Annotated in this window: 2 protein-coding genes; one reads left to right on the forward strand and one right to left on the reverse strand. The window is 72.0% G+C overall.

Translation table 11 applies throughout. The features are described from left to right. Positions 1-54 precede the first annotated feature (54 nt). Positions 55-930 (reverse strand): LysR family transcriptional regulator ArgP, encoded by an 876-nt coding sequence (locus tag HC022_RS26885; protein WP_167454413.1) that lies wholly within the window; start codon positions 928-930, stop codon positions 55-57. Between the two features lie 100 nt (positions 931-1,030). Here HC022_RS26885 and HC022_RS26890 point away from each other — a divergent pair. Next, positions 1,031-1,200: LysE family transporter (locus HC022_RS26890; RefSeq protein ID WP_167454414.1), on the forward strand; the 170-nt coding region annotated here is incomplete at its 3' end.

Consider the following 1,200-nt stretch of genomic DNA (forward strand, 5'->3'; position numbering starts at 1 on the left):
ACCACCATCAGCCGGGTGCTGGCGCGCAGCATCGGCTGAGCCGCCCGGCCTGCGTCAGTCGGGGATCAGCGCCGCCGCAGCGGTCCGCCGCACCGAGGCGGTGAGCCCCGAAAGCGCCCCTGCCACCAGCCGGTTCACCTGCCAGTAAAGCGCCACGTCGCGCGGCGCGGTGGGCATCAGCGGCACCAGCAGACCCTTGGCAATCGCCTTCACCACCAGCGGCTTGGGGTTCAGCCCCCAGCCGAGCCCCAGCCGCGCGGCTTCGACGAAGCCCTGCGACGAGGGCAGACGGTGGACCGGCGGCGACAGGTTCTCGCCGGTGACCTCGCGCAGCCAGTCGTGCTGCATCCGGTCCTTGGCGTTGAACTGCAGCATCGGCGCTCGGGCAAGGGCGGCGGCGGTGACGCCCTCGGCGAAAAAGCGGCGATGGAAGGACGGCGCACAGGTGGCGACGTAGCGCAGCCGTCCCAGCGGATGGACGTCGCAGCCCTGCACGGCGCGGCCATGGGCGGTGATCGCGGCCGAGACCTCGCCCCGCCGCAGCCAGTCGGCGGAGTGGGTCTCTTCGTCGAGCGCGATGTCGAAGAGCAGGTCCTGCCCGGCCAGCGCCGGCAGGAACCACGTCGAGAGGCTGTCGGCGTTCACCGCCAGCCGCAGCCGCGCCGGGGCGGCGGGCAGCAGCAGATCCCGCGCCAGCGCCGCGTCCAGCAGCGCGATGTCCGAGGCGTGCCGCGCCAGCCTTGCACCGGCGGGGGTGGCGGTGCAGGGGGCGCCGCGCAGCACCAGCGCGGTGCCGATGCGGTCCTCGAGCGCCTTGATCCGCTGCGAGATCGCCGAGGGCGTGACATGCAGCGCGCCGGCGGCGGCCTCGAAGCTGCCGAGACGCAGCACCGCGTCGAGCGCGGCCAGCTGGGCGGGGTCGTGTGACATTAGCAAAACTTATCCAGATACAGATCGTTTAACTAGCCTGATCTGAGGCCGGCTGCTACCTCCGCCCGGCACCACGAGTGCAAGGGCAGGAGAGAGACACATGCAGGCGGCACTGGCGGGCTTTTCACTGGGGATGTCGCTGATCGTGGCGATCGGCGCGCAGAACGCCTTCGTGCTGCGGCAGGGCATCGTGCGGGCGCATGTCTTCCCGGTGGCGGCGATCTGCGCCGCCTCGGACGCGGTGCTGATCGCGGCGGGGGGCGCGGGCTT

Origin of the sequence: Salipiger sp. HF18, assembly GCF_011806505.1 — a bacterium.
GTDB lineage: Bacteria > Pseudomonadota > Alphaproteobacteria > Rhodobacterales > Rhodobacteraceae > Salipiger > Salipiger thiooxidans.

Bases quoted from the DNA above. Each gene is read 5' to 3' on its own strand.
- HC022_RS26885 (WP_167454413.1), bottom strand. From the start codon at position 930: ATGTCACACGACCCCGCCCAGCTGGCCGCGCTCGACGCGGTGCTGCGT.